General features: G+C 67.2%; 28 protein-coding genes. 10 read left to right on the plus strand and 18 right to left on the minus strand.

What is annotated here, in order from left to right:
• The first annotated feature begins 174 nt into the window (after positions 1–174).
• Together IPG97_07625 and IPG97_07630 are read left to right on the plus strand one after the other, a co-directional pair.
• Positions 175–453: a type II toxin-antitoxin system Phd/YefM family antitoxin gene (locus IPG97_07625; protein MBK6856401.1), complete on the plus strand. Its 279-nt coding sequence runs from the start codon at positions 175–177 to the stop codon at positions 451–453.
• Positions 450–872, plus strand: coding sequence for a type II toxin-antitoxin system VapC family toxin (locus tag IPG97_07630; GenBank protein ID MBK6856402.1), 423 nt, complete (start codon positions 450–452; stop codon positions 870–872). Before IPG97_07625 ends, IPG97_07630 begins: the two co-directional genes overlap by 4 nt.
• A gap of 529 nt (positions 873–1,401) precedes the next feature.
• On the opposite strand, the gene IPG97_07635 is transcribed toward IPG97_07630, so the two are convergent.
• The 6 genes from IPG97_07635 to IPG97_07660 are packed head-to-tail and all read right to left on the minus strand — an operon-like array spanning position 1,402 to position 6,163.
• Positions 1,402–2,775 carry an RHS repeat-associated core domain-containing protein gene (locus IPG97_07635; GenBank protein ID MBK6856403.1) on the minus strand — a complete coding sequence of 458 codons (1,374 nt, stop codon included), beginning with the start codon at positions 2,773–2,775 and terminating at the stop codon, positions 1,402–1,404.
• Positions 2,775–3,464, minus strand: a complete 690-nt coding sequence (locus IPG97_07640) for a hypothetical protein (GenBank protein ID MBK6856404.1) — start codon at positions 3,462–3,464, stop codon at positions 2,775–2,777. Before IPG97_07640 ends, IPG97_07635 begins: the two co-directional genes overlap by 1 nt.
• Positions 3,437–4,564, minus strand: coding sequence for an RHS repeat protein (locus IPG97_07645; GenBank protein ID MBK6856405.1), 1,128 nt, complete (start codon positions 4,562–4,564; stop codon positions 3,437–3,439). Before IPG97_07645 ends, IPG97_07640 begins: the two co-directional genes overlap by 28 nt.
• Positions 4,565–4,586: 22 nt before the next feature.
• On the minus strand, positions 4,587–5,297 hold the full coding sequence (locus IPG97_07650) for an RHS repeat protein (GenBank protein MBK6856406.1): 711 nt from the start codon (positions 5,295–5,297) through the stop codon (positions 4,587–4,589).
• Positions 5,290–5,691, minus strand: coding sequence for a hypothetical protein (locus tag IPG97_07655; GenBank protein ID MBK6856407.1), 402 nt, complete (start codon positions 5,689–5,691; stop codon positions 5,290–5,292). The genes IPG97_07650 and IPG97_07655 overlap by 8 nt, the downstream gene beginning before the upstream one ends.
• A complete protein-coding gene (locus IPG97_07660; GenBank protein MBK6856408.1) occupies positions 5,660–6,163 on the minus strand; it encodes a hypothetical protein in 504 nt (167 codons plus the stop codon). Before IPG97_07660 ends, IPG97_07655 begins: the two co-directional genes overlap by 32 nt.
• A gap of 1,021 nt (positions 6,164–7,184) precedes the next feature.
• On the opposite strand from IPG97_07660, the gene IPG97_07665 reads away from it, so the two are divergent.
• Positions 7,185–8,198 carry a class E sortase gene (locus tag IPG97_07665; protein MBK6856409.1) on the plus strand — a complete coding sequence of 338 codons (1,014 nt, stop codon included), beginning with the start codon at positions 7,185–7,187 and terminating at the stop codon, positions 8,196–8,198.
• Positions 8,199–8,226: 28 nt separating this feature from the next.
• Here IPG97_07665 and IPG97_07670 read toward each other — a convergent pair whose 3' ends face one another.
• Positions 8,227–8,946: an enoyl-CoA hydratase/isomerase family protein gene (locus tag IPG97_07670; protein MBK6856410.1), complete on the minus strand. Its 720-nt coding sequence runs from the start codon at positions 8,944–8,946 to the stop codon at positions 8,227–8,229.
• Positions 8,947–9,057: 111 nt separating this feature from the next.
• Here IPG97_07670 and IPG97_07675 point away from each other — a divergent pair, with 111 nt between their 5' ends.
• Positions 9,058–9,531, plus strand: a complete 474-nt coding sequence (locus IPG97_07675) for a YfbM family protein (GenBank protein MBK6856411.1) — start codon at positions 9,058–9,060, stop codon at positions 9,529–9,531.
• Between the two features lie 16 nt (positions 9,532–9,547).
• On the opposite strand, the gene IPG97_07680 is transcribed toward IPG97_07675, so the two are convergent.
• The 3 genes from IPG97_07680 to IPG97_07690 all read right to left on the minus strand — a co-directional run bounded on the left by IPG97_07680 (position 9,548) and on the right by IPG97_07690 (position 13,350).
• Positions 9,548–11,374, minus strand: coding sequence for a transglutaminase domain-containing protein (locus tag IPG97_07680; protein MBK6856412.1), 1,827 nt, complete (start codon positions 11,372–11,374; stop codon positions 9,548–9,550).
• Positions 11,371–12,246 carry a DUF58 domain-containing protein gene (locus IPG97_07685; GenBank protein MBK6856413.1) on the minus strand — a complete coding sequence of 292 codons (876 nt, stop codon included), beginning with the start codon at positions 12,244–12,246 and terminating at the stop codon, positions 11,371–11,373. The genes IPG97_07680 and IPG97_07685 overlap by 4 nt, the downstream gene beginning before the upstream one ends.
• Positions 12,247–12,384: 138 nt before the next feature.
• Positions 12,385–13,350: a MoxR family ATPase gene (locus IPG97_07690; GenBank protein MBK6856414.1), complete on the minus strand. Its 966-nt coding sequence runs from the start codon at positions 13,348–13,350 to the stop codon at positions 12,385–12,387.
• A gap of 56 nt (positions 13,351–13,406) precedes the next feature.
• On the opposite strand from IPG97_07690, the gene IPG97_07695 reads away from it, so the two are divergent.
• The 3 genes from IPG97_07695 to IPG97_07705 all read left to right on the plus strand — a co-directional run bounded on the left by IPG97_07695 (position 13,407) and on the right by IPG97_07705 (position 14,549).
• A complete protein-coding gene (locus IPG97_07695; GenBank protein ID MBK6856415.1) occupies positions 13,407–13,844 on the plus strand; it encodes a nitroreductase family deazaflavin-dependent oxidoreductase in 438 nt (145 codons plus the stop codon).
• Between the two features lie 67 nt (positions 13,845–13,911).
• Positions 13,912–14,154 (plus strand): prevent-host-death protein, encoded by a 243-nt coding sequence (locus IPG97_07700; protein ID MBK6856416.1) that lies wholly within the window; start codon positions 13,912–13,914, stop codon positions 14,152–14,154.
• Positions 14,151–14,549: a PIN domain-containing protein gene (locus IPG97_07705; GenBank protein ID MBK6856417.1), complete on the plus strand. Its 399-nt coding sequence runs from the start codon at positions 14,151–14,153 to the stop codon at positions 14,547–14,549. The genes IPG97_07700 and IPG97_07705 overlap by 4 nt, the downstream gene beginning before the upstream one ends.
• Positions 14,550–14,577: 28 nt before the next feature.
• Here IPG97_07705 and IPG97_07710 read toward each other — a convergent pair whose 3' ends face one another.
• From IPG97_07710 to IPG97_07740, 7 genes are read right to left on the minus strand one after another with little or no spacing between them, the layout of a single operon-like run.
• Complete coding sequence (locus tag IPG97_07710) at positions 14,578–15,405, minus strand: YceI family protein (protein MBK6856418.1); 828 nt, start codon at positions 15,403–15,405, stop codon at positions 14,578–14,580.
• A gap of 51 nt (positions 15,406–15,456) precedes the next feature.
• Positions 15,457–16,074 carry a TetR/AcrR family transcriptional regulator gene (locus IPG97_07715; protein ID MBK6856419.1) on the minus strand — a complete coding sequence of 206 codons (618 nt, stop codon included), beginning with the start codon at positions 16,072–16,074 and terminating at the stop codon, positions 15,457–15,459.
• Positions 16,059–16,853: an enoyl-CoA hydratase family protein gene (locus IPG97_07720; protein MBK6856420.1), complete on the minus strand. Its 795-nt coding sequence runs from the start codon at positions 16,851–16,853 to the stop codon at positions 16,059–16,061. Before IPG97_07720 ends, IPG97_07715 begins: the two co-directional genes overlap by 16 nt.
• Before the next feature lie 16 nt (positions 16,854–16,869).
• Positions 16,870–18,030 carry an acyl-CoA/acyl-ACP dehydrogenase gene (locus IPG97_07725; GenBank protein ID MBK6856421.1) on the minus strand — a complete coding sequence of 387 codons (1,161 nt, stop codon included), beginning with the start codon at positions 18,028–18,030 and terminating at the stop codon, positions 16,870–16,872.
• A 14-nt stretch (positions 18,031–18,044) separates the two neighbouring features.
• Positions 18,045–20,069 (minus strand): biotin/lipoyl-binding protein, encoded by a 2,025-nt coding sequence (locus IPG97_07730; GenBank protein ID MBK6856422.1) that lies wholly within the window; start codon positions 20,067–20,069, stop codon positions 18,045–18,047.
• Positions 20,070–20,081: 12 nt separating this feature from the next.
• Complete coding sequence (locus tag IPG97_07735; GenBank protein MBK6856423.1) at positions 20,082–21,680, minus strand: acyl-CoA carboxylase subunit beta; 1,599 nt, start codon at positions 21,678–21,680, stop codon at positions 20,082–20,084.
• Positions 21,677–23,458 (minus strand): DUF1446 domain-containing protein, encoded by a 1,782-nt coding sequence (locus IPG97_07740; protein MBK6856424.1) that lies wholly within the window; start codon positions 23,456–23,458, stop codon positions 21,677–21,679. The genes IPG97_07735 and IPG97_07740 overlap by 4 nt, the downstream gene beginning before the upstream one ends.
• Positions 23,459–23,578: 120 nt before the next feature.
• On the opposite strand from IPG97_07740, the gene IPG97_07745 reads away from it, so the two are divergent.
• From IPG97_07745 to IPG97_07755, 3 genes are read left to right on the plus strand one after another with little or no spacing between them, the layout of a single operon-like run.
• The gene (locus tag IPG97_07745) at positions 23,579–24,697 is read left to right on the plus strand and encodes an LLM class flavin-dependent oxidoreductase (protein MBK6856425.1); all 1,119 of its coding nucleotides are present in this window, start codon (positions 23,579–23,581) and stop codon (positions 24,695–24,697) included.
• Between the two features lie 39 nt (positions 24,698–24,736).
• Positions 24,737–25,159: a hypothetical protein gene (locus tag IPG97_07750; GenBank protein MBK6856426.1), complete on the plus strand. Its 423-nt coding sequence runs from the start codon at positions 24,737–24,739 to the stop codon at positions 25,157–25,159.
• On the plus strand, positions 25,156–25,515 hold the full coding sequence (locus IPG97_07755) for a DUF5615 family PIN-like protein (GenBank protein MBK6856427.1): 360 nt from the start codon (positions 25,156–25,158) through the stop codon (positions 25,513–25,515). Before IPG97_07750 ends, IPG97_07755 begins: the two co-directional genes overlap by 4 nt.
• A 33-nt stretch (positions 25,516–25,548) precedes the next feature.
• Here the strand turns inward: IPG97_07755 and IPG97_07760 are convergent, their stop codons facing one another.
• Positions 25,549–26,478 (minus strand): haloalkane dehalogenase, encoded by a 930-nt coding sequence (locus IPG97_07760; GenBank protein MBK6856428.1) that lies wholly within the window; start codon positions 26,476–26,478, stop codon positions 25,549–25,551.
• Positions 26,479–26,510: the final 32 nt, after the last annotated feature.

The following is a 26,510-nucleotide window of genomic DNA, read 5'->3' on the forward strand; positions in this document are numbered from 1 at the left end:
CCAGAACACCCAGCGGCGAAGCTTCGGTCCAGCTACGGCCACAACCGCGATGACGTCACGAACGCAGCCTGGTCAGGGCAACAGCGAGGCGATCTCGCAGAGCGGGGATCTCATCGACGGGCCGGACGAATGCGGGCCATGACCTCCGACAATGAAAGTAGCTACAATACGTCTATGAAAGTCGCTACACGTGACGAGGTCGGCGTGCGCGACCTCAAGAACCACCTCAGCCGATACCTGGACCGAGTGAAGCGCGGCGAACAGATCATCGTGACCGAGCATGGCAAACCCATCGCGCGGCTGACAGCCGTCGATGAGTCGACCGATCGCCTTGCAGCTCTCGTCGCGTCAGGCGCAGTCCGCCCACCGACGAGCAGGCAGCGGACGCGACCAAGCCAGCGCATCATGGCGAAGGGTTCGGTGAGTGACCTCGTCGCGGAGCAGCGGCGGTGATCACCTACGTCGACACGTCCTCGCTGCTGAAGCTGGTCATCGACGAGGACGGCTCGGACCAAGCTGAGTTGATCTGGGACAGTGCCGATGTGTTGGCATCCGTTTCCCTGGTGGTGGTCGAAGGGCGAGCCGCGCTAGCTGCGGCCCGGCGCGACGGGCGCCTCGACGCACGTCAGCACCGGCGCGCGATCCAAGAGTTCACCGCGCTCGTCGAGGGGATCTCGGTCGTGGAGGCCACCGAACAACTCGTCGCCGACGCCGGGGACCTTGCTGAGGCCGAAGCATTGAGAGGTTACGACGCAGTCCACCTTGCCGCGGCCATCACCATCGAGGCGAACCTCCTCACCAGTGCCGACACTGCGCTATGCGAGGCAGCACAGCGTCGCGGCCTACACGTCGCTAACCCCCTGGGGCCATAGCGGACTAGCCCCAATACCGTTCAGTTGGATTCCGAGGATTGTGGGCGTGGGTGGTCCGATGAGCAACCCTGGGGAGTGCGGCGAGCGTCAGCAACAAATCCTGAACGTCTTGTCCAACCACTACCGCGTCCGCATCCCAGCGGCCACCAACTAGCCATGACCACGCCGGCTACACACACATCCACAGTCCCCGGACAGAACCCCCATAGGAGAGGCTGCCCAGCACGCGGAACTCGTCGACCCCGGTTCAGGGTTAAACCATCCCGGCACACTACTCAAAGTAGATACTTCACAGACAACAGTCCAATACCCGTCGTGAGGCAGAAGACGAATATTGACCTTGGGAAAGCCCAAACAATAATTGCATAAAATGACGCAAAAGGAATTCTCGACATCTCCGCTCTCAGTTCTTCAAGCGAGCGGAGATGTCGCCGAATGACAAACCAGGAAACCGGGTACATCAAAACCGCGATACCGCTAGATGCCCATATCGCCACGATAGTGCTCCGAAGAGCGTCTCGCATACTCACTAGTCGGGGTCCGGCCAGAAGGCTGACCGAAGGCGATCAGCCACCGGCAATACTACTTCGCCGGCCATCTCTAGACAAAACTGAGCCACATCGCCGACTTCATCCAGATTCTTTGTAAGGGCATTCGAAAGACCAGCAGACATTGCACTCAAAGCAACGGACGTAACAGCCCAATAACACTGGGCAGAGGTGGGATCGGTACCGCACTCAATCACCATCTCCAGGACCGAGGACACGGTTGAAACAACACTAGCGGCCTTTGCGTAACCTCCGAATACGAGAACCCCGATTCCAGATTCAGATGTTGCAGCCGCAGCCGCAATACAAATCCCAGATACCAGCCCGCTCACTGCCCCCACTCTTCCGGCGGCTACACGGGCAGCTTGAGCACCCCTACAAGAACCGTTCGTGTTCTTTCCAAATGCACACTCCAGCTCGACGCCGATGGTCTCTTCAATGAGGCCGGCTGGCGTGCATGGGGCGTCTCCAAACGGCCCGCAGAGGCCGGTCGGGTCTGATCCGTTGGCGGGGTTTCCGCCTACATATCCGTAGGGTTCTTCGGTGATCGCCACTAGCGGGTCGACGGATGTGAATTGGCCGGTTGTGGGGTCGTAGTGGCGGGCTCTTAGGTAGATGTAACCGGTTTCGGGGTCGTGGTATTGGCCGGTGTATCCGTTGAGGAGTTGTTCGAGCCACCAGTTTGTGTTGGCTGTGATTTCGCCGTGGGCGTTGTAGGTGATGGTGTTTCGGGTGGTGCCGTTGGCGTTGGTGGTGAGGCGGGTGGAACCTTGGTGGTCTTGGTGGAAGTATTGGACGTCGCCGGTGGTGTTGATCTGATAGATCGGTGTCCCGCCCGGCCCGTAGATCACATACGCGCTCTGGGCGCCTTGATGCTCCGCTAGCAGCAACGGCAAACCACCGCTGGCGGTCCAGGTGTGTTCTTTACGCCACTCCACACCTGTACCGCTGGTGTTGTCGAGTTGTTTGGCGGTTCGCATGCCGGTGGTGTCGTATTCGTAACGCCACGTCCTAGTCGGCGCCCGGAACACGCCGATCACATCGACCGCCACATCAGTTTGCGTCCATGACCCGATCGTGAACGTCCCGGTGCCGGTGAGCGGGATGATCATGGTCGTCGACGCGTGTTGGGCGGGATCGAACACCACGATCCCTCCACCCAAGTCGGCTTCGGTTGTCCCAACACCGAGGACACCGGTGCCGGTCGGGTCGATAGCGGTGACCGAAACCATGACCGCCATGATCTCACCCGACAACCCGCCCTGCCCGGTGACAGCGACTTCGACCGGCGTGTTCGACTGGAGCGTGTCACACGGGCTGGCGTCGCAGATGCCGGTGCCGTTGGTCGTGTCCACTAGGCGGGTGGGGCGTCGAGCAGATCCAGGCCGAGACCGGTGTCGTTTCCGGTGGGAATCTTCCAATACCCCGTCACCGCCACCCTGATATTGGTCGGGCCGGCGGCGTGGAGGGTGATGGTCCCGTCAGGGTTCAACGGAACGGTGAACACCCCCGCGGCACCGACACTGCCTGTTTCCCACACCAACTCACCCGCAGCCGCATCCCCCGACGGGGCGACACGAACCTGCCCGCCGTTGGCGTGTTGGGCCAGGATCGACACGGTGACTGCGTTCACGCCTGTGGCTGGGATCCCGCCTCGTCCGGCGGTGGCGATGTCGGTTTCACCCGCGGGGAGCGTCCCGCACGGTGAGCCGTCACACACACCTGTTCCCGACACGGATTCGGCGGTGACCGTGGGGGTGAGCGGCCAGTAGTTCAGGGCCGGAACCCACGGCGACGGGGCCCGGAAATAGCCGACCACATCGACCGACACATCCACCCCCACCCCAGACGCCAGGGTGATCGTCCCGTTCCCAGCCAGTTTCGCGGTGACGGTCTGAGCAGTGGTTTGCCCGGTGTTGAGTGGGAGGGTGCCTGCGGCGGCGTCACCAGCCGGGTTCACTTCCAACCAGCCATCAGCAGTGGTGCCTGACGCGATGATCGACACCACCACCGCCGTCACCCCACTGGCGGGTACACCGCCCACACCGGTGACCTGGACTGCGACAGGGTCATCGGCGGCGATCCTCGCGCACGGGGCACCATCACACGTCCCCGCCCCCGTCGTCGTATCGACGATGCGGGTAGCGGGACGGGGACGTACTGGCGGGCGGTGTCGTCTTGCCACGTCGTGGGCAGGACCGCCGAAGTCATGCGGTTCTCGGCATCAAACCCATACGTTGCGGTCGTTCCCGACGGGAACGTCATCGAGGTCCGGTTCCCGCGGGCGTCATAGCCATAGGTAGTCGCGTCAGCGGGTGGGGTCCCACAATCACCGCCCTCGACGGTTTGCGATGTCCAACACAGCCGTTGGGCGGGGTCGAACACCTGCAACACCCCGTCCGCGTCGACCAGGTTCGTGGCCGCATCAAACCCGAACCCCTCCGTCCCCGTCGAAGTGAGGCGGTCCCGGTCGTCATAGGCCCACGACTGGTTCTGGCCAGCGACCACGCCGGTCCCGGTGACGGTGGTGACCTGGCCCTTCAGGTCACGGGGCCCATAGGAGAGGCTGCCCAGCACCGTGGAACCGCGGTTCCAAGACACACCGACCATCCGATCAGCGCGGTCAAAGCTGTAGACGTCACGGTTCTGTGAGGACACCGGGAACACCGTTTCGGACCAGTTGCTGTTCTCGTCATAGCCGAACGTGGTCAGCCGCCCGGTCCAATCCGTTACCGACTCCAACCGTCCCGCATCATCGAATTCTCTGGTCACCGCTGTGGTCTGGCCGGGGTAGGAGATCGAGGTCAGGTTCGACATGTCATCCCAGCCATAACCCGTGGAACGACCATTCACATCGGTGTGGGACTTCAACCTCGACCGGCCATCCCAGACCCACATCTCAGTATCACCACCCCGCGACGCGTGGGTACGGCGACCAACCTGGTCATAGACGATCCCCTCCACATCGGGTGTGGCCGGGTCGGCGTAGTCGACACCGGTCGGACGGCCCGCCAAGTCATATGCGTACGTGATGCAACCGGTCTTGGGCGAGGAAGCGCAGTTGCCGCCCGGTTGGGTAACCGACCCGAGGTGGCCCTCATCGTTCCACGTGTAGCCGGTGGTCGCGTTGGCCGGGTCGGTCACCGACTCGAGACGACCTAGCCCGTCATAGCCATAGGACCCATTGGCCGTTCAGTTCGTTCACGAACCTGGTTCGGCGTCCGTCAGGGTCATACTCGTAGGTACGTGCCCCCGGACCGGGTGGATCCACCACCTCGAGACGATCCACCACGTCATACCCATAGGTCGTGACATCGCCTGTGGTGACCGTCGCTGACAACCCGGTCTCCACCCGGTTCATGTTCCCGTTCAGGTCGTAACCGGTCTTCACCCGGTTCCCCAACGGATCGGTCTCCTCGATCACCCGACCAAACTCATCAGACACCAACACCGTCTTCCACAACTGCTGGTCAGCGCCCACCAGATTGCCTTTCGGGGCCACCACCCACTCCAAACGCCCGATCGGGTCATAGCCCATCGACGTCTTGTTCCCCAACGGGTCCGTCACCGACTTCAAATCCCCAGTACCGGGATCATAGGAATACGCCCAGTGCTGGCTACGACCGTCGATCACCTCCACCAGATCATCCCGACGCACCGGGTCATACACCAACGACGTCGACGCCTCCACAGGCGTGCCCACCGCGTCGACCACCGTCTCGGGCATCCCATCAGCGTTATAGGCAACCGTGGAGGTCACCACATTCACAGTCGACGCTGGCAACGGGGCCGCGGTCTCACCCACCGACACCGACGTCACCTGATCAAAACTGTTGTAGGTCCAACGCGTCACCCGCCCCGACGCATCCCTAGCCATCTCCCCGGTTCCCACGAGCATCGTTGTCGAACACCACCACCCCAGCCGGAGAGGTGACTTGTTCCAACGCCAACGTCACCGGATCCCGCTCATAGGTGACCTCTTCCTCCAACGCGGTGCCTGGTGCCATCGTCCGGCCCTCGATGACACCAGCGGTGTCGTAGTGGTCGATGCGTTGACGGCCCGACGGAAACGTCACCACCGTCGACCCCGGACCCGGCGTAAAGAAATCAAACCTCGTCACCTGACCGGCCTCATCGGTCTGGGTGTGCAGACGACCCTGATGGTCATAGGAGTTCACCACCTCCGGGCCCACCGGCTGATGACGGGGCTTGAGCACCCGGATCACCCGATGCTCACCGTCATAACCAAACGACCACCCCGTCACCAACATCGGTGAAAGACGTCAAATTGCCAGCCGGGTCATACCCGAACTGGATCGACCGATCTCCAACCAACGGATCATCGGCCACCGAATCCAACCGGGCACCGTCCCACTCGAAAACAAGACGCCGCCCCGCCTCGTCCTCCATGAACTCAACCTGCCCGCCCGACCCATAAAACAAACTGGTCTCGTTGCCGAACTGGTCACCCAACCCCACCAGACGCCCCGACGCATCAAACCGGAACACCTCGAAATGGTTCCGGGTAAACACCCAACCCCCACCCGCAGTCTCCACCAACCCGGCGCTGAACCGCCCCGGCGCCCCCCACACACCGCCCGACCTCGAGAACGGGACCGTCGCCCCCGTCTCCTCCACCACCGTCACCGCATCAGACCCATCCACCCGCACCCGCATCGACAACAAAGACGACCACCCAAACCCCGTCGGCCCATCCACCGCCGCATCCGACGACGAAAACATCAACCCAAACCCCAAACCAGCCCCCCGCCCCGACACCGACAAACCCGGCAACCCAAACCAGAAATTCCCCGTCCTCGTATCCACCGGATCACCCTCATCCGTCCGGCACGCGCACGGATCCTTCAACGACCCGCCAGGACGATTCGACTCGGTGTCGGGCCGGGTGCTCGTCGGACACCCCGGTGGCTTGACCCCAACCGCATTCGGGCCAAGATCAGTGAAGAACCTCGACCGGTACTCCAACCCGCTCCCACCCTCAAAGGTCCGAGTCGTCGTCACCTTCAAGATCACCTCACGACTCGCCCCGTCATTACGCCAAATCGAAATCACACGATCAGACTCATCAGGAGCCGGGTACTCACCCCACCCCGGCATCCCCGGCGTCCCAGACTCACGCCGTGCCTGGAACCGGAAATTGGTCTCAGCAAGCTGCTCCCCAGACGTCTCCAGCACCGTATAAACCGCGTCATAGGTCGCGCTGAAATACCAGCGATAAGGCTCCAAACCAACCCGCCCCGCCTCGTCCGCCCTCAACCACGAACCCCCACCAGGTACCCACAACCTCACATAGGCCACCGTCGGATTCCCCGCATGCCGGAACGTCACCGTCTGCGCCGACGAACACCACACCCTCGGAGCCGACCCGACATCACTGCCAGGCGCAACCTCAACCGGCAGAAACGGAGACCCAGGATGATCCCAAGGCGGCCGAGCCGCCACCGGCCCCGCCCCAAACATCACCCCAACCGCCGCCCCCAACACACACACACACACACACAGAAACCGCGCGAACCCGACCAATCCTGGAACCCGTCATAACGCTAGTTATCGGCACCGCCCTTCGGAAGTTGAGGACCATCTTCATGTCGCCTCCATCGAGCAGTGCGGCGCGTTCACCGGCCATGCTGGTCATTCCACTGCCGACCGGGACACTGTCGACCGGGAACGATCTAACCCCGTAGGCTTGGCGGGGCGATGGGGTTCGGCGGGGTTGGGCCGGTAGCCTGCCGGGCCGATGGTGATGTCTCGGGTACTTGGCGCGGTGGGGCGCGTGCTGGTCACGGCGGGGGTGCTGACCTTGTTGTTCGTGGCCTACCAACTGTGGGGCACCAACATCCACACCGCCCGGGCGCAGGACTCCCTCGAGAAGGAGTTCGAACAGGTCCTGGCCACCGCCTCCACCACCACGGTGCCGACCACGACCACCTCGACCACCGCACCCGGCCCCACCATCCCCGGAGAGGTGCAGGACCTGGTGGCGCCGGTATTGGCCCCAGCGAACCTGCCGTTGCCTGCCTACGGAGACCCGATCGCCCAGCTCAAGATCCCCCGAATAGGGGTGGATTCGGTGGTGGTAGAAGGCGAGAGCCTCGAACAGCTCAAGCGGGGACCCGCCCACTACCAGGGCACTCCCCTTCCCGGTCAGCGGGGCAACTCGGCCATCGCCGGTCACCGCACCACCTACGGGGCACCGTTCCACAACCTGGACAAGCTGGCCCCCGGCGACCAGATCATCGTGGAAACCATGCAGGGCAAGTTCGTCTATGAAGTGGACGTTCCGCCGTTCATCGTCAAGCCCGAACAGGTCGAGGTCCTCGACGACAAGGGCGACAACCGCATCACCCTCACCGCCTGTCACCCCAAGTATTCGCTGAAGGAGCGGATCATCGTGACCGGGGTACTGGTCGGCCAGCCGGCGCCACCGATCGAAGGCCAGGAGCAGGCCCGCCAAGAGGCCGCCGAGCTGGCCAGCGAGAACGCCGAGGCCGCGCCGGCCGGAAGATCTGAGATCGACGGCGAGTTCACCGCCGACTCGGGATCACGGGGTCCCGCCATCGTGTGGGCTCTGGTGTGCGCTGGGGTGTGGCTGGCGGCGTGGGCGGCATCCAAGAAGCTCGACGCCAAGGTGGGTCGGCGTCGCAAGAACCGCTGGCTGCTGACCTGGAGTCCTTACGTGGTCGGCCTACCGATCTTCTTGGTGTGCCTCTACGCCTTCTTCGAACACCTCGCCAACCTGCTTCCGGCCAGCTTCTGAAACCTTCGGGTCCGTTCTCGACCGCTGGCTACCGGCCTCGGAACTGGGGGGATCGGCGGTTGCGGAAGGCGTCGATGCCTTCGGCGAAGTCGGCGCTGGTCCAGGCCCGGTCGAAGGCGGCGGCCACGTCGACATCTTCTGGCGGTGTTGCCTCCAGGCGGTTGAGCATCAGCTTGTGGCCGGCGATGGTGAGCGGTGCCAGGGTTGCGATCTGTTCGGCCCAGGCCAAAGCCTCGGGCAACGCACCCTCGCGGTTGACCAAACCCAGGAGTAGGGCCTGGTCGCCCTTAACCACCTCGGCCGCCAACAAGATGGCACGGGCCACGCTGGGGCCGGCCATGGTGGCCACCCGCTGTACGGTCCAATGGTTGACCATCAGCCCGAGCTTGGCGGCCGGTACCCCGAAGCTGGCATCGGCGGTGGCCACCCTCAGGTCACAGGCCACCGCCAGCTGGGAGCCAGCCCCCAAGGCTGATCCTTCGATGGCGGCGATGGTGGGAAAGCTCACGTCTCGGAGACGGTCGAGCACACCCTGAAGCAAGGCGGCAAACGACGAATCCTCGACCCCGGTCAGGTCCGCTCCCGAACAGAAGTGGCCGCCGGCACCGGTGAGGATCAGGACTCGGGTGGGGCGACCGGCCGCACCCTCCAATGCCGAGGTCAACTCCGCCAATGTCTGGTGGTCGAGCGCGTTGCGACGCTCCTGGCGGTCCAAGGTGATGACGGTGATGGCGTCGTCACCGGCCACGCCGGGCGCCCCACGAGTTTCGATGTGCACGGTCACTGCGTCTCCCGACGGTCTGAGGCCAACGGCGCTGGACCCTACCGCCCGAGCTCGAAGCGCCCTAGGGTTCGCCAAATGGGGATGGTCTCGTTCTGGGTTCCGGTGTCGGCCGCCGAAGCAGAAGCACTGGCGGAGGGTCGGCTCGATCCGTGGGATCTGCTCGAAGACGAGCGATGTGTAGACGTGGACAAGGCCTGGCACGGCATTCACGCCGCGCTGACCGGCGGCGTCGACGAAGTGGACACCGCGCTGGGCCAGGTCGTCATGGGCGGGACCGAGTTCGGCGAAGACGGCGGCTACGGCCCGCCCCGGCTGGTCTCGGCCGAACAGGTGCGGGCCGCCAGCACCGCCCTAGACGAGCTCGGCCCTGGCGGCTTCGCCGAACACCTCGACCTGACCGAGCTCACCCGCCTGGGCGCCTACCCCGGAGTGTGGGACGAGGACGAGGACGAACTGCGGGCCTGGCTCGGCGACGCGTTCGACCTGCTGGCCGCCACGTTCCGCCACGCCGCGGCCCGAGGTGATGCCGTACTGGTCATGTTGTCCTGAGCCGACCTCGATCCGCTCATCGATCGATGCTGACCTCTTCGAGCAGCGCATCCACCCGCTGACGGGTTGACGCGTCGGGCCCTACCGGCGCGTAGAGGGCGTCGTCCACGGCTCGGCCGACATCGGCTACGCGGGGGTCACCGACCCTGGCCGCCAGGAGCGCGGCGTACGCGGTGGCGGTCTGGGCGTCAGCCCGAGGCTGGCCCGTGCTTCGGCCCCATTCTTCCAACCGTGACTCGGTCACCGCGGCCCAGCCCTGGGGACGAGACCGGCGGGCGGCCACCGTTCGCCGTACCAGGTGGAACACCGCCCAACCTGCCAGACCGACGGCGGCCAGCCCCACCAGCACCTGCACCCCGTGCTCCACCAGCCACTGGCCCGCGGCGGGCTCGGCCCGGTCGGCGCCGGCCAGGGGAACCGACGCGGTGGGATCGAACGGAACCCAGCCCAGGTCGGGGAACCAGACCTCGGCCCAGGCGTGGGCATCACGCTCCCGGACCACATAGGTGCCGGTCAGTGGCTTGGCTTCGCCGGGGACGTACCCGGTGACAAGGCGAGCCGGGATTCCGTTGACCCGAGCCATCACCACCAGGCTCGACGCCACCTGTTCACACCATCCCTCTCGGGCGGTGAACAAGAAGTGGTCGACCACGTCGACACCCTTCGGGGACAGGGCGGCGTCGAGGGAGTAGCGGGTGGTCCGGCCCATCCACCGCTCCAACGCCCGGACCTTGTCGTAGTTGGACGTGAAGCCTTCGGTAGCGGCCAACGCCGCGTCGCGAACCCTCGGTGTGGTCTCGGGGTCCGCCGCGTAGCGCAGGGTCACCTCCTCGGGGATCGGTCCATCGGCGGCGCGCAACACCTCTTCGGTGAGCGGACGACGGCGGCTGACCGCGGTGTAGGTGGCTCCTCGCCCGAACGCCTCGGCCCCGGTGAACACCGAACCATCGGCGGTCTGCACCACCTGGGACGCGGCATCGACCGAGACCGCCGACGCCGCGGCGAAGACCACGTCGCTGTAACCAGCCTCTAGCCGGAACCGCTGGACCAGCACGTCGTCACCGGTGGCTCCCAGATCGAATCGATCATGGGCCAACTCGCCCTCAGGCGTCGCCGCGAACCGACGAGGTTGGCTCTGCGTCCAGGTCCGGCCGTCCCACTGGTCGAAGATCTGTCCCCTCCAGAACGTGGCCCGGTCGGCATCGACGGTGAACACCACCTTGTCGGTCAGATCGGGGCGGTCGGTCATGTCCAGCCGATCCGAGGCCAGCACCGGCCCGGCCCCGTCGCCGTCGACCTCGAGGCGGGGGCCTTCACCCAACGACACCGGCCGACTGATCACCGGCACCACGAACGGTGCCGCCACGAAGATGATGGCCAGCACCGCCAGGGCGGCGGCCACGCTCGACACGGTCAGGCCCCTCCGAGGTGGGACCGGTTCGGTCCCCCTGATCGGCGGGGCCATGTCGGTGCCGACTCGATCGGCCACCACCAGGACCACCACCACCAGCACCGCCAGAGCCAGCACCCCCTGGCTGCCGGTGAACATCGAAGTCGCCACCGCGCCAGCCCGGATGTGCAAGAAGGCGGTGACCATGGCCATGCCCACTGCGGTGGCCGACAGCGGGGTGCCGGTGCGGATCAGCGCGGTCAGCACCCCGATCAACGCTCCACCGGCGAAGCCGACCATCGGTGGACCACCGGTCAACCCGACGATGATCTGCCCGACCGAGCCCATCATCAACACCAGGGCCGCGCCGAGGCCGACACGGAGCACGGTGTCGACGTCGTCCCAGTCTCCCGGGCGTCGCCGAACGGTGCGGTGGCCGGTGGCGGGGCTCATGCCCCGATCTCCACCACCGGCCAACCTGGCGGGGCCGAACCCGGGGTGCCGGGCACGGCCCGGGCCAGGCGCCGGCCGGCGTCGACCGGGTTGGAGACCCGGGCCACAACCGGGCCGCCCACCTCACAGGTGGCCAACACCAGTTCACCGCCGCTGGCCAACACCGCCCGGGCCGCGCCCAGCCCGTAGGAGGCGGCCCGCTCGGCCTCGACTCCGAGGCCGGTCAGGTCCACCACCACGGCCTGGCCCACCGGGGTGGGCGGCTCCAGTTCCTTCACCACCAAGGATCCGGTACGGGCCGATGTGGGCCAGTGCACCAGGTGCGGCGGGTCACCAGTCACATAGGGCCGGACCGAGCGCACCAGATCCCCGGCCAACGCTGGGCGGGCCACCGGGTGGGGTCCGGCGTCGACGGGGGCGGGCGCCGGATGCCATGTAACCGCCAGCGGCTTGGGGGCCACCTCGACGGCGTAGGGAAGCTCGATCTCGTGCACGCGGCGGGCAGACAGCACCCCCAGCGGGGCAGTGACGCGCACCTCCAGACGTACCCGTTGGAAGAGCCCCCGCTGGTCGGCCAGGTGCTCGACCTGGCCGATTCCGGGCGAAGCGCAGTGGGCCCACGGTCCGGTGGGGTCCAGGGCCCGGATGCTCAGCCGCCCGACACCGCCGTGGAGGTCGACATCGATCAGCACGGTGTCGCCCACCGTGACATCTCGCGGTGAGCGAGCCTCGACTGTGACCCGGCGCACCATCACCACCGGCACCACCGACCCAACGACCACCATGGCCATGGCAGCAGCCACCAGCACCGACGCCGACTCGGCGTCGGTCGACGGAGACGGCGACACCAAGATGAACGCGGTCCCCACCACCAGCCCCCATCCCAGCCCGGTGAGACGGGTCCCACCGACCCGGTCGAAGCGAACGCCTCGGCGGCGACCGCGGCCACTGCGGCCGCCAGGGCGACCTCGACCACCGGCCGGGCGGCGAGACCACCACGGTGCCAAGGTCTATCCCCGAGGGACCGGGGTCCGGGCCACGATGTCGGCGATGACCCGGCGGGCGGCGCCGGTGTCGACCACGCCACCCACCGCCACCCTATGAGCGAAGGACGGCGCCGCCACGGCCTGCACATCGTCGGGGGTCAGGTGGGTTCGGCCGCTGACCACGGCATGGGCCCGGGCCGCATGCAACACCCCAACCGTGGCCCGGGGCGACGCCCCCACCGTGATCTCGGGGTGAGTTCGGGTGGCGGTAGCCAGGTCGAGGACGTACTCGACCACTGCTGGGGCCCCATGGACGTGGCGGACTGCCTCTATGGCGCCGGCCGTCGCCGACGGGTCCGTCACCGGAGCCAACGAGGCAAACACGTCGGTGCCACCTCGCCCGGTCAGGATCTCCCGCTCGGCATCACGGCTGGGAAGACCCATCGACACCACCATGGCGAACCGATCCAGTTGGCTCTCGGGCAGCGGAAACGTACCGATCTGGCCGTAGGGGTTCTGGGTGGCGATGCAAAAGAACGGGGCCGGAAGCCGGTGAGTCGTCCCGTCCACGGTGACCTGGTGCTCCTCCATCGGCTCCAGCAGGGCGGCCTGGGTCCGCGGCGAGGCCCGGTTCACCTCGTCGATCAGCACCACGTTGGCGAACAACGGGCCGGGCCGGAACGTCCAACTCCCGTCCACCGGCGAATAGACCGAGGTGCCGGTGATGTCGGTGGGCAACAGGTCGGGAGTGCACTGCACCCGCCCGAACCGTCCGCCCACCGCGGCGGCCAGGCTCTTGGCCAACAGCGTCTTGCCGGTACCGGGCAGGTCCTCCACCAACAGGTGCCCGCCGGCCAGCAGCGCCGTCACGGCCAGCCGGACCTCGGCGTCCTTGCCCCGCACCGCAGTCGACACCGCCCGGACCAGAGCCCCGGCCAGGCCGATGGCCCCATCGAGTTGGTGCTGCGCCTCGGGTACCACCACGGTCATGGCGCAATGGTGCCACGGACGGGCACGACAAGGTCACCGTGCGCCAGACTGCGCCCATGCCGCTTGAAGGACATTACGAACCCGCCACCTGGTCGGTGGCCGCCGAACAGGTAGAGCTCTATGAGTCTTCGGGAGGTACCGAGGGCACCGTGCTCAACGGCGCGGTGTGCGTGGTGCTGTGGACCCGGGGCCGCACCAGCGGACACGTCCGCAAGTCACCGGTGATCCGGGTGACCGACGGGGAGCGCTACGCGGTGCTCGGGTCGATGGGTGGCGCCCCCAAGGACCCGAGTTGGGTCGGCAACATCCGCGCCGACAACCTGGTCAGCCTGCAAGACGGCCCGGTCATCGGCGACTACACCGCCCGCTTCCTCGACGGTGAAGAGCGGGCCGAGTGGTGGACCCGGGCAGTCGAGGCTTGGCCTCCCTACGAGGAGTACCAAACCAAGACCGACCGTGTGATCCCGGTGGTGTTGCTCGAACCCCGTCGCTGATCTACCGGTTGGGTTTGCGGCAACAACCTACCGATTGAGCCCTGCTCAGATCTGATAATCTGATTTCGTGCCTGATGTGACCGCCACTGATGCCGCCCGCAACTTCGCTGCTCTCCTCGATGCCATCGAGCACCGAGGAGAGCACTTCACCATTGTCCGTAGAGGCAAGGCCATCGCTCATCTCGAACCGACGGCCCGTGGAGGAGGGGCAGACGTGAAGGCACTCATTCGCCGGCACCGGCCGGACCCGGATTGGTCGAGCGACATCGACGAGGTCCGCTCCCTACTCGAGGTCGAAGACCGAGCGTGACCCGACTGCTGCTCGACACAACGTTCCTCATCGACGCTGAACGCTCGGGAGACATTCTCGATGAGTTCATCGAGGACGACGACGACGTGGCCGTCGCCGCAGTGACGATCGCCGAGCTGCGCGTCGGTGCTCTGCTCGCCGATGGAAGGCGTAGGACGACCCGAGCCGCGTTTGTTGACGAGGTCATCGACACGATCCCCGCCCTCGGCTACGACCTCGACGTTGCTGAGGCCCACGCCGAGCTCTTGGTCCAGGTCCGCGCGCAGGGCAAGCCCCGTGGCGCCCACGACTTGATCATCGCTGCGACCGCCAAGGCCTTCGACCGCACAATCGTCAGCGCCGACGACGGCGCCTTCCGCGAGCTGCCGGGCATCACGGTCCGCGGCCACCGGTAACGCACCACATGCAAGAACCGAGTGACTGCTAGCGGGTCAGCAGGAGCTGGAGCTCGAGGGTGCCTGTGTCGGACACCGACAGGACCACGGGGGCCGAGGGCACCTCGACATTGAAGTCGGCGAAGGTGATCTCGGTGGATCCGACGATCACCACCGTCCCGTCCACCAACTTGGCCTCGATGGCCATCTCGATCGACTTGGTGGTGCCCTTCACGGTCAGGTCGCCTACGGCGGTGGCGGTGACCGTCTCCCCATCGGCGGCTCCTGCACCCAACTCGATCGGCTCGGTCAGTTCGAAGGTTGCAGTCGGGAACTGATCGGTGGACAGCGCCGACTGAACCCGATCGTCGCGTCGGCTCTCGTTGGTGGTGATCGTGGTCATGTCGACCTCGAAGCTGCCCGACGTGACCGTGGTTCCCTCGATGGCGATCCCGCCGGTCACGTCGCCGGTGCGTCCCACCGCTTCGGTGGCGCCGACACCGGCCAGTTCCTCGTCGATTCGAAAGCCCACGAAGGATCCGGTGGCGCTCTCGTAGTCGAACTCACCGGTCTCGTTGTCCACCGTCCAATCACCCTCTATTCCGTCCGCCGTCGAGGCCCCGGCCGTGGTATCCGAGGGGTCCGATGGGTCGGTTGCCCCGCTGTCACCAGCCGTGGTGGTGGTGACCTGCGCGGCAGCGTCCTCGAGGTTCACCTCGTCGGGGGCGTCATCTCGAAGGAACCAGAACAAGAACCCGCCCACCAGCACCACGATCAACGCTGCGCCCACGATCAGCGGAGCTTTGGATCTGGACCCCTTGGACTGGGACCCGTCGGAGTCGGGAGTTGCGCCGGTTTCGTCCGAAGATGCGTTCATCACGGCATGATGCCAGCGAACCACCTAAAGCGGACGGAAATCAGTCGCCACTCACCGGTGGCCGATGGCACCGTCGAGCATCCGGGCCCACTGGTCGACGATGTGGCGACGGCGAGCCGAGTCGTCGGTGAGCAGGTTGGCCAGGCCCAGGCCTCGGGCCAGGTCCAGGGTGGCCTGGATCGATTCCCTCACGCCGGGAACCGACTCGTCGGCGCCGAGCAGTTCCACCACCAGCCGGTGGACCTGACGGCCGATCCGCACCTCCAACGGCACCACCTGTTCGGCCAACTCCGGTTCGGCCGCGGAGGCCACCCACAGGGCCAGCGCAGCCCGGAACATCGGCCCGGTGTAGAGGTCGACCACCAGTTCCACCACCCGGTGGGTAGTGAGCCCCCGACCTTGGGCGGCGGCCTCTTGCATCTGGGCGCGGATCTCAGCGGAGCGCTGTTCGGCCACGTGTTCGACGGCGGCCACGAACAACACCTCACGGGTCGGGAAGTGGTGTTGGGCCGCACCCCGCGACACCCCGGCCCGTTCGGCCACCACCGCCACCGTGCTGCGGGACCAGCCGATCTCGGCCAAGCTGGCCACTGCCGCCTCCAAGAGCTTGGCCCGGGTGGCTCGGCTTCGGTCCTGCTGAGGTTGTCGGCTGGTCAGGTCGCCCACGATGGTGGGCGCTTCTCCAAGAAGGCGGTGATCCCTTCCCGCGCCTCCTCGGAGGCGAACAGCCGGGCCGACATGAAGGCCAAGTCCTCGGCCCGCTCCTCGAACGCCTCCAACAGGTCTCCGGTCATCAACGGCTTGGTCTCGGCCAGGCCCTGGGGCGAACAGGCCCGGAAGGCGTCGAGCACCGGGGCGGTGATGGCACCAACGTCGTCACCGGCCTCGGTCACCAAGCCGATGCGGGCCGCCTCGTCGGCGTCGAAGCGCTCGCCGGTGAGCAGGTAGCGCGACGCAGCTCGGTCGGTGAGGCGAGGCAGCACGGTCAAGGAGATGATGGCGGGGGCCACCCCCAAGCGGACCTCGGTGAAGGCGAAGCTCGAAGCCCGGCTGGCCATCACCAGGTCGCAGGCCCCCAGCAGACCCAGGCCACCGGCCCGGACGTTGCCGTCGACCACCGCCACCACCGGTTTGGGCAGCTCCACGATCTGGCGCAACAAGCCCACCAGCCGTTCGGTGCCGGCCATGGGTCCACCTTCTCGGGCGCTCTCGGCCAGGTCGGCACCGGCACAGAAGGTGTTACCGGTGTGGGTGAGGACCACAGCCCTGACCGATGGTTCTATCCCCGCCACCGACAGGTGGGCGGTCAGCTCCCCCACCAGTCGGGCCGACAGCGCGTTGCGGTTGGCGGGCGAATCCAACGTGAGGGTGGCGATCCCGTCGGCGATCTCGCCGTGAACCAGTTCAGGTTCCTGGTTCGGCTCGGGCTCTTGGTTCGTCTCGGACATGGCCATCTCGCCCCTCTCAGTAGGACTTGGGAAGGCCCAGGCTGTGCTGGGCCACGAAGTTCAAGATCATCTCCCGGCTCACCGGAGCGATGCGCATGAGCCGCGACGCGGCGATCAGCGTTCCCAGGCCGTACTCGCTGGCCAGGCCGTTGCCGCCGTGGGTGTGCACCGCGGTGTCCACCGCCTTCACCCCCGCCTCACCCGCCGCGTACTTGGCCATGTTGGCGGCCTCGCCCGCCTCGATGTCGAGGCCGGCGTCATAGAGGGTGGCGGCCTTCTGCATCATCAGCTTGGCCAGCTCCAACTCGATGTGGGCCACGGCCAGCGGGTGGGCGATGCCCTGGTGGGTGCCGATTGGCTTGCCTCCCCACACCGTGCGCTCCTTGGCGTAGCCGGCACCCTTGTCCAGGGCGTAGCGCCCCATGCCCACGGCATAGGCCGAGGCCATGATGCGCTCCGGGTTCAGGCCAGCGAAGAGCTGGGCGATGGCGGCGTCCTCCTCGCCGACCAGCGCTTCGGCGGGCAGGCGGACGTCTTCCATGAAGAGCTGGTACTGGTTGTCGGGAGCCACCAGGTCCATGTCGACTTTGGTCTTGTCGAACCCGGGGCTATCGGTGGGTACCACCAGCAGCACCGGCTTGAGGGTGCCGGTGCGGGCGTCCTCGGTGCGGCACACGATCAACACGTTGTCGGCCACGTCCACCCCGGAGATGAACACCTTCTGGCCGCTCAACAACCAGTCGCTGCCGTCGCGACGGGCGGTGGTGGTGATGCGATGGGAGTTGGACCCGGCGTCGGGTTCGGTGATGCCGAAGGCCATGATCGACGAGCCGTCGGCCAGGCCCGGCAGCCACCGGCCCTTCTGCTCGTCGGTACCGAAGCGGGTGATGACCGTGCCGCAGATGGCGGGCGACACCACCATCATCAACAGGCCACAGCCCGCCGCGCTCAGCTCCTCTTCCACGATGGCCAGCTCGTACATGCCCTGGCCGCCCCCGCCGTACTCCTCGGGCAGGTTCACCCCGAGGTAGCCGAGCTGGCCGGCCTCGGCCCACAGTTCGTCGAGTGACTGGTCGGCCCGGGCCTTGGCCGAGGAGTAGGCGTAGCCGTACTTGGCGCCCAACTGGGCCACCGCGGCGCGCAGGGCTTGTTGTTCTTCGGTCTCGGTGAAGCTCATGGTTCCTGTCTCTTTCAATCCGTTGCCTGAACGACGGCCAGCACCTGACCGACATCGACCTGTTGGCCTTCGGTGACCGCCAACTCGGTGACGACACCCGCCGCTGGAGCCCGCACCTCGTGTTGCATCTTCATGGCCTCCAGCCACAACAACACCTGACCTTCGGCCACCTCGTCTCCCGCCGCCACCGCCACCCGGATCACCGACCCCGGCATGGGGGCCAACAGCGACCCCGGTGCGGTCTGAAGTGACGGATCGGGGAACCGACCGACCGGCTCCAGAGCCACCGAACCCCGGGGCGAGTCGACCACGGTCAGCCCGTCGTGATGGGTCACCTCGAAGGTGGTTGTCACACCGTCGACGCCCAGCACCACCCGACCCACCTCGGCACTGATCAGGTCCGGTGTCGGTCGCTGTTCGTCGGGGGTGTGCAGGCCATGACGATCAAGCCAATACCGCACCACCATCTCGGTGTCACCGACGAGGTACCGCTTCTCTTGGGGTTGGGACCACACGTTGCGCCACCCGCTGGGCACTCCGGCCAGCACCGGTGCAAGGCGCCGGTTCAGAGCGGCTTGGCTCAGAGCCCCGGCCAGGGCCCACAGCCACCGGTCTTCGGCGGCCACCAGCGGCCGGGCCAAGCCGTCGGTACCGGTCAGTCCGTGGCGGTCCAAGAAGGCTGTGTCGGTGTCGCCAGCCGCGAACCCTGGGTGATCCAGGATCCGCACCAGCAGGTCCCGGTTGGTGTGGACGCCGTGGATACGGCTGCGACGCAGCGCCGCACCGAGACGACGGGTCGCGTCGGCACGGGTGGGGGCCCAGGCGATGACCTTGGCCAGCATCGGGTCGTAGTGGACGCTGACGTCCAGCCCGCTCACCACCCCCGAATCGACCCGCACTCCCCCCGGCCGTGAGCCGACCGAGAACTCGACGTCGGAGCCCGGCACCTCGAAGCGGTACATCCGCCCGCTCTGGGGTTGGTAGTTGTTGGCGGGGTCCTCGGCATAGATCCGGACCTCGATGGCGTGGCCGCTCGTCGGCGGAGGATCGGCCCCGGGCAGGGGTTCCCCGGCGGCCACCGAGATCTGGAGGGCGACGAGGTCGAGTCCGGTGGTGCATTCGGTGACGGGGTGTTCGACCTGGAGTCGGGTGTTCATCTCCAAGAAGAAGAAGCGTCCGTCGTCGTCGGCCAGGAACTCGACGGTGCCCGCGCCCTCGTAACCGATGGCGCGTGCCGCGGTCACCGAAGCCTCGAACAGGCGCTCGCGCATGCCCGGGATTCGTTCCACCAGCGGCGACGGTGCCTCCTCGACGATCTTCTGATGCCGGCGCTGGATCGAGCACTCCCGCTCGCCTACGGCCCACACCGTGCCGTGGCGGTCGGCCATCACCTGGACCTCGATGTGGCGCCCGGTGGCCAGGTAGGTCTCGCAGAAGACGGTGGGGTCGCCGAAGGCCGACGCCGCCTCCGAGCGCGCCGCCTCCAACTCGTCGGGCAGGTCGGCCAGGGCCCTCACCACCCGCATCCCACGACCACCGCCGCCCGCCGATGCCTTCACCAGGACCGGTAGGTCGGCTTCGGTCACCTCGTCGGGGTCGAGCTCGGCCAGTACCGGGACCCCGGCCTCGGCCATGAGCCGCTTGGACTCGATCTTGGATCCCATGGTGGCGATGGCGGCCACCGGCGGGCCGATCCAGGTGAGACCAGCGGCCATCACCGCCTCGGCGAAGGAAGCGTTCTCGGACAAGAACCCGTAGCCGGGGTGCACGGCGTCGGCTCCGGCTCGACGGGCGGCATCGATCAACAGGTCGGCCCGCAGATAGGTATCGGCGGGGGCGTTGCCCGCCAGTCGAACGGCGGACTCGGCCTCGCCCACGTGGGGAGAACCAGCGTCGGCATCGGAGTGGACGGCCACCGTGTCGATCCCCAGGTCCCGACAGGTGCGGAACACGCGGCGGGCGATCTCGCCCCGGTTGGCCACCAGCACCGAGGTGATCGGAGCGGGGGTGACGGGAGTGTTCTTGGCGGTGTCGGTCATCGGTGCCACTCCCTACATCCGAAAGACGCCGAAGCCGGCGGCGCCCTTCACCGGGCCGTTGTGCACCGCGGACAGAGCCATCCCCAACACGGTGCGGGTGTCTCGGGGGTCGATGATCCCGTCGTCGAGCATCCGCCCCGACAAGAACATGGCCAGGGATTCGGCCTCGATCTGGTCCTCGATCATCTGGCGCATCACCGCGTCGGCCTCCTCGTCGTACACCTGTCCTCTGCCTTCGGCGGCCTGACGGGCCACGATCGACACCACCCCGGCCAACTGGACCGGGCCCATCACCGCCGACTTGGCGTTGGGCCAACTGAACAGGAACCGGGGCTCATAGGCCCGACCGCACATGCCGTAGTTGCCGGCCCCGTAGGAGGCACCCATCACCACGGTGAGGTGGGGCACCTTGGAGTTGGACACCGCGTTCACCATCATCGCCCCGTGCTTGATCATCCCGGCCCGCTCGTACTCCTCGCCCACCATGTAGCCGGTGGTGTTCTGGAGGAACAGCAGGGGCGTATCGACCTGGTTGGCGAGCTGGATGAACTGGGCGGCCTTTTGGGATTCCTCGCTGAACAACACGCCCCGGGCATTGGCCAGGATGCCGATGGGGTAACCGTGGATGCGGGCCCACCCGGTGACCAGCGATGAGCCGTAGAGCGGTTTGAACTCGTCGAAGTCGGACCCGTCGACCACCCGGGCGATCACCTCGCGCGGGTCGAAGGGCACCTTGAGGTCGCTGGGCACGATGCCGAGCAGTTCCTCGGGGTCGTGCACCGGTTCGGGGGCGTCGGAGGCGGGGGTGGGACCCTGCTTGTGCCAGTTGAGCCGGGCCACGATCCGGCGCCCGATGCGGATGGCGTCGGGTTCGTCTACGGCGAAGTAGTCACCCAGGCCCGACACCCGAGAGTGCATCTCGGCGCCGCCCAGGGATTCGTCGTCTGATTCCTCACCGGTGGCCATCTTCACCAGGGGCGGCCCGGCCAGGAACACCTTGGACCGTTCCTTGATCATCACCACGTGGTCCGACATCCCCGGCACGTAGGCCCCGCCGGCGGTGGAGTTGCCGAACACCAACGAGATCACCGGGATCCCCGCCGCGGACAGCCGGGTGAGGTCACGGAACATTGCCCCGCCGGGGATGAAGATCTCCTTTTGGGTGGGTAGGTCGGCCCCGCCCGACTCGGTGAGGTTGATGACCGGGAGCCGGTTCTGGCGGGCTATCTCGTTGGCCCGCAGCACCTTGCGCAACGACCACGGGTTGGTGGCCCCGCCCTTGATGGTGGGGTCGCTACCCCCGATCAGACATTCGACCCCTTCGACCACCCCGATCCCGGTCACCGCACTGGCTCCGACCGCGAACTCGCTGCCCCACCCGGCCAGGGCCGACAGCTCCAGGAACGGTGAGTCCTCGTCGATGAGCATCTCGATGCGTTCGCGGATCAGCATCTTGCCCCGCTGACGGTGGCGGTCGACGTACTTGGGACCGCCGCCGGCTACGGCCTTGGCCTGTTCGTCGGTCACCGCTTCGAGTTGGGCCAACAGCGCTTCCCGGTTGGCCTGGTACTCAGGGCTGGTCGGGTCGACCGACGTGCGCAGGACGGTCATCGGTTGGCCTCCTCGACCAGAACGGTCGGCATGTCGACGTGGCGGGACCGCAGCCACTCACCCAGAGCCTTGGCCTGGGGATCGAAGCGGGCGTTGGACGACACTCCCTGACCCAAGATCCCCTTTATCACGAAGTTGAGCGCCCTGAGGTTGGGCAGGACGTGGCGATCGACGTCGAGACCGGCCGTCTCGGGCAGTAGCTCAGCGAGTCGGTCGACGGTGAGGAAGTGGGCCAGCCAGGCGAAGGCGACGTCGTCAGCCACCCACACCCCAATGTTGGCCGAGCCCCCCTTGTCGCCGCTGCGAGCCATCACCAGATCCCCGAGGGGGCGGCGGGTGGTGGACGAGCCCGCCACCGCAGCCGACAGGGGTGCCAGCTCAGGCTCGGGCACCGGCTCCAGGATCCTCGTCTCGGTCGGCGGGGCCACGTCGACGCTGGCGCCGTCGGCCAACACCGCGACGTGGGGGACGGTGGCGGCGTCGACGAAGGCGGGGATGAACACGCCGTAGGGCGAGCCGCTCGACGGCGGCGCGGTCACGTGGAACCCGGGGTAGCTGGCCAGCGCCAGCTCGATGGCGGCGTTGGAGAACGCTCGGCCCACCGGTTCGGGTCGGGCGCTGCGGACCACGCAGTGGAGCAGGGCGCTGGCCTCCTGTTCGGTGTCGGCATCGGGGCGGTCGGTCCGGGCCAACGTCCAGCGGACCTGAGGGTCGCGGCCGCCAACCGATGAGGCCGGTCCGTACCCGGCGGCCGCCATCTGGGCCTGCACCAGGTCGGCCTTGGCTTCGATGTCTAGCCCGGCCAGCACGAACACCACCTCGTTGCGGTATCCACCCACCGCGTTGACGCCCACCTTTACCGTCGGCGGCGGCGGCTCCCCCACCGCCCCCGAGATCTTCACCCGGTCGGCTCCGTCGCGGGTGAGGGCCAGGGTGTCGAACCGGGTGGTCACATCGGGCCCGGCGTAGCGGGCCCCGCCGATCTCATAGAGAAGCTGGGCGGTGACGGTGTCGACCGTGACCGCCCCCCCGGTTCCGTGGTGCTTGGTGATGACGCTGGACCCGTCGGGATGGATCTCCGCAACTGGGAAACCCGGTCGCAACAGGTCGGTACCGGGCGGGAGCGAGGTGAACCCCGAGAAGTTGCCGCCGGTGGCCTGGGTCCCGCACTCGACCACGTGACCGGCCACCACTGCACCGGCCAGCGCGTCGAGGTCATCGGGTGACCAGCCGAAGTGGTGGGCGGCCGAGCCCACCACCAACGACGCGTCGGTGACCCGGCCGGTGACCACCACGTCGGCCCCCGAGTCGAGGGCGGCCACGATCCCCCATGCCCCCAGGTAGGCGTTGGCCGCCAGCGGTGCCGAACCGTCGGGGCCGTGCAGGCCGAGCTCGTCGACTCGGCCCGAGAGGTCGTCGCCCTCGACGTGGGCCACGGCCGCTGACAGACCCAGCCGGCCGGCCAGGTCACGGACCGCAGTGGCCAGTCCGGCGGGGTTGAGCCCCCCGGCGTTGACCACCACCTTCACCCCGGCGTCGAGAGCCAGACCCAGACCGTCCTCCATCTGGCGCAGGAAGGACCGGGCATAGCCCCGCCCCGGGTCCTTGAGCCGGTCCATGGCCAAGATCAGCATGGTCAGCTCGGCCAGGTAGTCCCCGGTGAGATAGTCCAGTCGCCCACCGGTGAGCATCTCGCGCACCGCCGCCTCACGGTCTCCGTAGAACCCCGACGCGTTCCCTATCCGCACCAGGCCGGCGGCTTCCCCTGACGTGGTCATCCCCGGAACTCTGACACCTCAACACAAATCAATCAAGCGCGCTTGCTTTATTCCAGGAGGAAACGGGCTGGTCCTATGCTCGCCGCACCCGCCCTGTCCCTCGCCTGATCTGGACCCGCCGTGTCGATTCACCTCCACTGGTTCCTGCCCACCGCCGGCGACAGCCGCAGCGTGGCCGGCTGGGGCGCCACCGAGGCGCAGCGGACCGCCGACCTCGCCTACCTCACCCAGGTGGCCCAAGCCGCTGACCGCCTCGGCTTCGATGCCGTGCTCACCCCGACTGGCACCTTCTGCGAGGACGCCTGGATCACCACGGCCTCCCTCCTGTCGGCCACCGAACGACTGCGGTTCCTGGTGGCATTCCGACCCGGCCTCATCTCACCGACGTTGGCCGCACAACAGGCCGCCACCTTCCAGCGGATGAGCGGAGGTCGCCTCCTGTTGAACGTGGTCACCGGAGCCAGCGAGGTCGAGCAACGCCGCTTCGGCGACCACCTCAACAAGGACGAGCGCTACGCCCGCTGCGACGAGTTCCTCGAAGTCCTGCGGGGATGCTGGAACGAGGGCGGCTTGGATTTCGAGGGTGACCACTTCCACGTCGACAACGCCATGGTCGCCGACCCCACCCTCCCCCGGCCACCGATCTTTTTCGGGGGAAGTTCCGACGCCGCCCTGCGGGTGGCCGCCCGTCAGTCCGACGTTTGGCTCATGTGGGGAGAACCGCTCGAAGCGGCCGCCGAGGAACTGGGCCGCGTCAAGGCCCTGGCCCAAGCCGAAGGTCGCACCCTCGAGTACGGGATCCGCTTCCACACCATCGCCCGGGACCGAGCCGAAGATGCCTGGGCCCAGACCGACCGCATCATCGACTCGCTCTCCCCCGAGACCATCGCCGAGAGCCAGAAGGTGATCGCGGTACAGAGCGCCTCGGTAGGCCAGGCTCGCATGAACGCACTGCACGGCGGCTCGGTGGACAACCTGGTGGTGGCCCCCAACCTGTGGGCCGGGTTCGGCCTGGTCCGGGGCGGGGCCGGCACCGCCCTCGTGGGGAGCCACGAGGAGGTCGCCGAACGAATCCGCGAGTACCACGCGATCGGCTTCACGCACTTCATCCTCTCCGGTCAGCCCCACCTCGAGGAGGCGTACCACTTCGGCGAGGGTGTGACGCCCCTACTCCGTCGGGACGGCCTGCTGGCCCCGCTACCCATGCCCGCCCTCACCGGCATACCCCAATGGGCGTGAACCGGGCCGCCGTAGTGCAGAAGCGATACAGTGCACTACATGGCGACGTCGACCTCCTACCGGCTGGACCCTGACCTCAAGGCGCGTCTCGCCGCTCAGGCCACCGCCGAGGGAGTGGCTGAGACCACCCTCGTGACCCGGCTCCTCGCCCAGGGCCTATCGGCCATCGAACACCCGGGGGTGGTGTTCCGACCGGGCCCCAGCGGGTGGCGAGCGGGTCTCGCCGGCGGTCCCGACGTAGACGAGGTGATCCGGGCCCTCCGGGCATCTGGGGCTACCGGCGAGAACGCCGTGGCCGCCGCCGCGGCCGACCTCGGAATCGACACCCGGTTCGTGCACATTGCCGTGGACTACGCGGCCGAGAACATCGACGAGATCGAGGCTCGACTGCTGGCGAACGAGACGGCCCTGGAAAGGGTCCGACGCCTGACCGCAGCACGCGCCACCGTCCTGGCCGAGTGAGGTTCCTGCTCGACGAGATGTACGGCGAGCAGCTGGTCGAGCTTCTTGCCCGGCACGGCCACGATGCGCTGCACGTTCGGGCCATCGGCCTGGGCGGGGCACCCGATGCTGACGTACTGGAACGAGCCGTCGCAGACGACCGCAACCTCGTCACCGAGAACGCCGTCGACTTCCTCCCGCTCCTCGACCAACGCCAGGCTGCTGGGCTCCCGATGACGACCGTGATCGTCGCCCTGAAGACGGGGCGGGGTGCGGGCGGAGCCCTGCACTCGCGCCTGGCCGACGATCTCCAAACCTGGGCCGCTGACAATCCGACCCCCTATCAGCACGCCCACTGGCTCCCAACCAGCGGTTGAGACAGGAGCACAAGGCCCCAAACGGCGTCAGCGTCAAACGGTGGAGTCGATGAAGTCGATGACCGTCTGGGCCAGTTGGGGACCGCAGTCCTCCTGGAGGAAGTGCCCGCCGCCTTCGGCCACAGTGTGGGGCTGACCGGCGGCTCCGGGGATGCGCTCGAGGAACGGGGCGTCGCCTCCCTTGGTGATGGGGTCCTGGTCACTGAAGGCGCACAGCACCGGACGGTCGAAGCGCGACAGCACGTCCCAGGCGGCCACGTTGTCGGCGCTGGCCGGATCATCGAGCGAGGTCGGCACCAGGGTGGGGAAGATCCGGGCCCCGGCCTTGTAGGAGTCGTCGGGGAACGGAGCGTCGTAGGCGGCGACCACCTCGGGCGGCAGGTCCGAGGCGGAACCGCCGTTGACGATGGCCCCGACCGGGAAGTGCTCGGCCTCCTGGGAGAACTTCTGCCATGCCAAGAAGGCGTCGCTCATGGCGCCGTGGCCCGTAGGTAAGCCGGTGTTGGCCACGACCAGGCGGGCAAAGCGGTCGGGCTGGGCCGCCACCAGCCGGAGACCGACCAGGCCACCCCAGTCCTGACCGAAGAAGGTGATGTCACGTAGGTCGAGCTGGTCGAACAGCAGCGCCGCCATCCACCCCACGTGGCGGGCGTAGCTGTAGTCGTCCATCCGGGTCGGCTTGTCGCTGCGCCCGAACCCGACCAGATCGGGAGCCACCACCCGATGGCCCGCCGCCACCAGCGGCGGGATCATGTGGCGGTACAGGTAGCTCCAAGACGGCTCACCGTGCATCAACAAAACCGGGGCGGCGTCGCGTGGACCTTCGTCGAGGTAGTGGACCCGCAAGGTGGCCTCATCCGCACCAGCATCACTGGGGTCGGCGGGAATGGAGGCGTAGTGGGGCGAGAAGTCGTAGTCCGGCAAGTTCTCGAAGCATTCGTCGGGGGTGCGGATCACGTCCATGGTTCGGTCTCCTCAAGATCTGGCTTTGCGGT

Source organism: Microthrixaceae bacterium (assembly GCA_016702505.1).
GTDB lineage: Bacteria > Actinomycetota > Acidimicrobiia > Acidimicrobiales > Iamiaceae > Aquihabitans.

What these genes read in the sequence shown, in the direction of transcription:
- IPG97_07625 (MBK6856401.1), top strand. Translation starts at nt 175, where the DNA reads ATGAAAGTCGCTACACGTGACGAGGTCGGCGTGCGCGACCTCAAGAAC.
- IPG97_07650 (MBK6856406.1), bottom strand. Translation starts at nt 5,297, where the DNA reads ATGGCTAGGGATGCGTCGGGGCGGGTGACGCGTTGGACCTACAACAGT.
- IPG97_07655 (MBK6856407.1), bottom strand. Translation starts at nt 5,691, where the DNA reads ATGTTGGTGACGGGGTGGTCGTTTGGTTATGACGGTGAGCATCGGGTG.
- IPG97_07660 (MBK6856408.1), bottom strand. Translation starts at nt 6,163, where the DNA reads ATGTTTTCGTCGTCGGATGCGGCGGTGGATGGGCCGACGGGGTTTGGG.
- IPG97_07665 (MBK6856409.1), top strand. Translation starts at nt 7,185, where the DNA reads ATGTCTCGGGTACTTGGCGCGGTGGGGCGCGTGCTGGTCACGGCGGGG.
- IPG97_07675 (MBK6856411.1), top strand. Translation starts at nt 9,058, where the DNA reads ATGGGGATGGTCTCGTTCTGGGTTCCGGTGTCGGCCGCCGAAGCAGAA.
- IPG97_07680 (MBK6856412.1), bottom strand. Translation starts at nt 11,374, where the DNA reads ATGAGCCCCGCCACCGGCCACCGCACCGTTCGGCGACGCCCGGGAGAC.
- IPG97_07690 (MBK6856414.1), bottom strand. Translation starts at nt 13,350, where the DNA reads ATGACCGTGGTGGTACCCGAGGCGCAGCACCAACTCGATGGGGCCATC.
- IPG97_07695 (MBK6856415.1), top strand. Translation starts at nt 13,407, where the DNA reads ATGCCGCTTGAAGGACATTACGAACCCGCCACCTGGTCGGTGGCCGCC.
- IPG97_07710 (MBK6856418.1), bottom strand. Translation starts at nt 15,405, where the DNA reads ATGAACGCATCTTCGGACGAAACCGGCGCAACTCCCGACTCCGACGGG.
- IPG97_07720 (MBK6856420.1), bottom strand. Translation starts at nt 16,853, where the DNA reads ATGTCCGAGACGAACCAAGAGCCCGAGCCGAACCAGGAACCTGAACTG.
- IPG97_07725 (MBK6856421.1), bottom strand. Translation starts at nt 18,030, where the DNA reads ATGAGCTTCACCGAGACCGAAGAACAACAAGCCCTGCGCGCCGCGGTG.
- IPG97_07730 (MBK6856422.1), bottom strand. Translation starts at nt 20,069, where the DNA reads ATGACCGACACCGCCAAGAACACTCCCGTCACCCCCGCTCCGATCACC.
- IPG97_07735 (MBK6856423.1), bottom strand. Translation starts at nt 21,680, where the DNA reads ATGACCGTCCTGCGCACGTCGGTCGACCCGACCAGCCCTGAGTACCAG.
- IPG97_07740 (MBK6856424.1), bottom strand. Translation starts at nt 23,458, where the DNA reads ATGACCACGTCAGGGGAAGCCGCCGGCCTGGTGCGGATAGGGAACGCG.
- IPG97_07750 (MBK6856426.1), top strand. Translation starts at nt 24,737, where the DNA reads ATGGCGACGTCGACCTCCTACCGGCTGGACCCTGACCTCAAGGCGCGT.
- IPG97_07760 (MBK6856428.1), bottom strand. Translation starts at nt 26,478, where the DNA reads ATGGACGTGATCCGCACCCCCGACGAATGCTTCGAGAACTTGCCGGAC.